This window comes from Microcystis sp. M090S1, from assembly GCF_020246295.1.
Classification (GTDB): Bacteria; Cyanobacteriota; Cyanobacteriia; order Cyanobacteriales; family Microcystaceae; genus Microcystis; species Microcystis aeruginosa.
This window is the reverse complement of the sequence record NZ_JADBTF010000457.1, coordinates 1-3677: the sequence shown is the minus strand read 5'-3', so window position 1 is coordinate 3677 and position 3677 is coordinate 1. Positions and strand designations below refer to the sequence as shown.

General features: G+C 39.1%; 4 protein-coding genes. All 4 read right to left on the bottom strand.

All coding sequences use genetic code 11. The features are described 5' to 3' along the window. Positions 1-134 precede the first annotated feature (134 nt). Positions 135-431 (bottom strand): DUF4164 domain-containing protein, encoded by a 297-nt coding sequence (locus tag IM477_RS20055; RefSeq protein WP_287733211.1) that lies wholly within the window; start codon positions 429-431, stop codon positions 135-137. Between the two features lie 126 nt (positions 432-557). Next, positions 558-935, bottom strand: coding sequence for a hemolysin XhlA family protein (locus IM477_RS20050; protein ID WP_287733210.1), 378 nt, complete (start codon positions 933-935; stop codon positions 558-560). 59 nt (positions 936-994) lie between these two features. After that, positions 995-2809 (bottom strand): ABC transporter ATP-binding protein, encoded by a 1815-nt coding sequence (locus tag IM477_RS20045; protein WP_287733209.1) that lies wholly within the window; start codon positions 2807-2809, stop codon positions 995-997. Positions 2810-3077: 268 nt separating this feature from the next. Further along, the gene (locus tag IM477_RS20040; RefSeq protein ID WP_287733208.1) at positions 3078-3437 is read right to left on the bottom strand and encodes a hypothetical protein; all 360 of its coding nucleotides are present in this window, start codon (positions 3435-3437) and stop codon (positions 3078-3080) included. Positions 3438-3677: the final 240 nt, after the last annotated feature.

Below are 3677 nucleotides of genomic sequence, written 5' to 3'. Positions count from 1 at the left end.
GAACCACCTCTGGGTGGGATTTCGCCAGGAATCTAATTCAAGTGGACTCGTTGAGCCAGAAATTCTCAGCAGTGATGCTAGAAGAATCCACGTCGTAAACGGCGTGGGGTATGTCAATTCTGTCTGAGATTAGATCAAATCTTTGAGAAGGTTGTCAGGAAAGCAACGGCGATCGCACTTGCCCCAAGAATAATTAATGTCCAAACCTGATTTTTTTGGGTTCCTTCCACTGATTTTAGGCGATTATCGATTCCCTCAACCTTTTCGGTTAACTTTGCCTGTCCCACCTCTAGCTTATTTAACCGTTCGTCGATTTTGTCAAATTTTTGATTAACATCTTTTTGGAAACTGTCAATTTTCCCCTCAATCCTCGTCAAAACAGCTTCTAGGGAATAGGTAACGGTTTCGTTAGACGTGGTATCAACTTCCATTAGATATATTTTCTCGGTCCGCTATCGGGGACTATTTTAAGACTAAACCAGTTCGAGGTTGTTCGAGAAGATCGTTTTTCTGGGATGACAAAACTTGAAACTGTGACTAATAGCCACAGGTTAATTCTAGGGATTACCTGAAAAAAATACTTTCCAACCGGCTGTAGCGGTCGGCTTCGCCGCGCCGTAGGCGACCGCACTTGCCAAAAGAATAATTAATGTCCAAACCTGATTTTTTTGGGTTCCTTCCACTGATTTTAGGCGATTATCGATGCCCTCAACCTTTTCGGTTAACTTTGCCTGTCCTACCTCTAGCTTATTTAACCGTTCGTCAATTTTGTCAAATTTTTGGTTAACATCTTTTTGGAAAGTGTCAAATTTTTGGTCAACATCTTTTTGGAGACTTTCAAATTTTTGGTTAACATCTTTTTGGAGATTGTCAATTTTCCCCTCAATCCTAGTCAAAACAGCTTCTAGGGAATAGGTAACGGTTTCGTTAGACATGGTGATCAACTCCCATTAGATCATATTTTCTCGGTCTGCTATCGGGGACTATCTTAAAACTAAACCAGTTCACCGCTTTCTTGTAAAGAGTGGAGACGTTGATAGATTCCCTGCTGATTTAATAATTGGTCATGGCTACCGATCTCGACAATGCGACCATTATCCAAAACGACAATTTGATCAGCTTCTCGAACAGTACTGAGACGGTGGGCGATAATAATCGTGGTGCGAGTGCCTAAGATGGATTTCATGGCTAGTTGAATGGCTCTTTCTGACTCATAATCTAAGCTAGAAGTGGCTTCATCAAAAACTAACACATCTGGATCAACAATTAACGCCCTAGCAATTCCTAAACGCTGTCTTTGTCCCCCCGAAAGACGCACGCCCCTTTCCCCTACAATAGTGGAATAACCATTAGGTAATTCCTGAATAAATTCATCAACACGGGCAATTTTACAGGCTTCTTCTACCTTCTCAAAGCTAATATTAGGATTACCGTAGGTGAGATTTTCTAACACCGTACCATTAAACACATCTACTTCTTGATGGACAATCGCTAACCGTCGCCGATACCAAGTCACATCTAAGCGACTAATATCCTCGCCATCCATCAGAATTTGCCCTTGACTCGGTTCAAAATAGCGGAAAAGTAACTTAACTAAAGTGGATTTTCCTGAACCAGATTTTCCCACTAATGCCACGGTTTGATAGGGTTCAATCAGAAGATTAATATCCTTTATAATCCTTCTTTCAGGACTATAGCCAAAGCTAAGATTACTTAATTCTACTTTCCCCGTAAAATGATAGGGATTATGTTGGGCATGATCGGCTAAAAGACTACCAGCATCAGTGCCAATAGGCAAGTTGATAAATTCCTGTAAACGTGCCATAGAAGCATAGCGACGGGCGAAAGTTTCTGCCATTTGGGATAGGGGATCTAATTCCGCATAGGCCATACTAGCGAGGGTATAGGTGGTGATAAAATGCCCGATCGAGATTTTCTGTTGAACGGTGGCTAGGAGAGTAAAGAAAAATACTCCAAATAAACTAGCTTGGACGAGGGTTTTTTCCCAAGTAATTAAGTCCACATAACCCTTATGAATGCGATAGATAACGTAGGTAAATTCTCTCTCTAAACGCTGTTTCTGACGATATAATTCCTGTCCTTCTGTGGCAAAAGCTTTGACAGTTTTGATATTAGTAATAATCTCAGAATTGCGACTTTGGGTATTTTCGATGTGCTGATCAAGAATTCTTTCTTTTTGCATTAAATCTTTTAAATCTCTCACAATAAAAGCTACAATTAATACAAAAGAAATAACAAAAGCAAGGGCGATTTGCCATTGAATTACCCAAATAACAATAAAGATACCGAAAACTCTAAACAGTTTTGGGATCATCATTCCCGCCACTTCGGGATAAGTCCAAGTATGATTTTCTATCCCTTTGGCGATCCGGTTAGCGATGCGTCCGGGATTATTTTCATCGTAAAAAGATAGGGGTAAGGTGAGAATTTTAGCAATAATTTTTTTGAGATGATCTCGTCGCGCTCTTAATGATATTTCCCAGTGAAACCATACACCCAGCCAAGGCTGAATTGGTGCTTTAATTACCGTGGTTAGGAAAATTAAGCCTAATAATACTGCCAAACTAACCCACTTTTCTGAGGCAAAGGGAGTTAAAACCATGGCGCGATCGACTAAAGACTGGACGAATCCATCTAAAGGCTGATGAGAAAGAACATTAAGAATCTGTCCGACGGCGTAGGGAACCATCAGATCGATAATTTCAAAGACACTCGATGCAGCAATGCTCAAAAAGGCGGCTTTTTGATAATTGCGATAGTAACTGATAATATCCCGTAAGGAAGCCATAACATCAAGTAAATTGCCAATTTTTAACTTCTATCTGGTAACTGCTAACTGAAGAGACTAAAGGCACTTTTGGGATTGTTTTTCTGGAGTTACCATTATACTACAATACTACAAAAATCTGCCGAACTAGAAATTTCTAGGACAAAAGCCTTGTCATAGTCTTGTATTCTCAATCACAGTCTGTACTACATTTTCACCCAGCCATTAGTCAGCAGACGATGCCAGATCAGCTTATATTTCATCCTTGGCAAAAGCACCACATATCAATTTATCGGAAATTTTGGCGAATATTATCACAAAAATTAATAAATTTCTGAAAGGTTTTTAAGTGTTCAGTTTTATCGATACGCTTTTTTAATTGATTAAGATAGTATTGTTCTTGAGCTACCCCAGGGAGTTTTTTAGAATAAGACAACTTTTTAGCTTCAAAAATAGACTTTAGATAAGCAAAATGAAAATCGGCATGATTTCTGCAATTAAATCTACCCATTAGTTCGGGATCATTTTCGTAAACATCATAGTGTTGAACATAATCAGCTAAAAGTCCCTGTAAAGGTTGTTTAGAATTAAATATTGTGCGATTGCCTAGTAGCCATGTTTCAATACATCGATTTTGAATAATGATCACGATTTCGATTGTTACAGGAACAGTAATATGTTTGGTGATAAAGTCATTAACATATTGTTCTCTTTCTTCGACAGTATCCTCATCATGGGGAGCATCTCACTTACGCGATGCGTAATTATACTTAGCCTAAAAGCCACTCTTCATCGTGTCTTGGAACGAAATAGAGGCTTTTAAAGACTGCGTACATGGAGAATTAAAACAAGAATTACCCTCGAAAAGCCTATTTTTCCACTAAGTATT

What these genes read in the sequence shown, in the direction of transcription:
- IM477_RS20055 (WP_287733211.1), bottom strand. Translation starts at nt 431, where the DNA reads ATGGAAGTTGATACCACGTCTAACGAAACCGTTACCTATTCCCTAGAA.
- IM477_RS20050 (WP_287733210.1), bottom strand. Translation starts at nt 935, where the DNA reads ATGTCTAACGAAACCGTTACCTATTCCCTAGAAGCTGTTTTGACTAGG.
- IM477_RS20045 (WP_287733209.1), bottom strand. Translation starts at nt 2,809, where the DNA reads ATGGCTTCCTTACGGGATATTATCAGTTACTATCGCAATTATCAAAAA.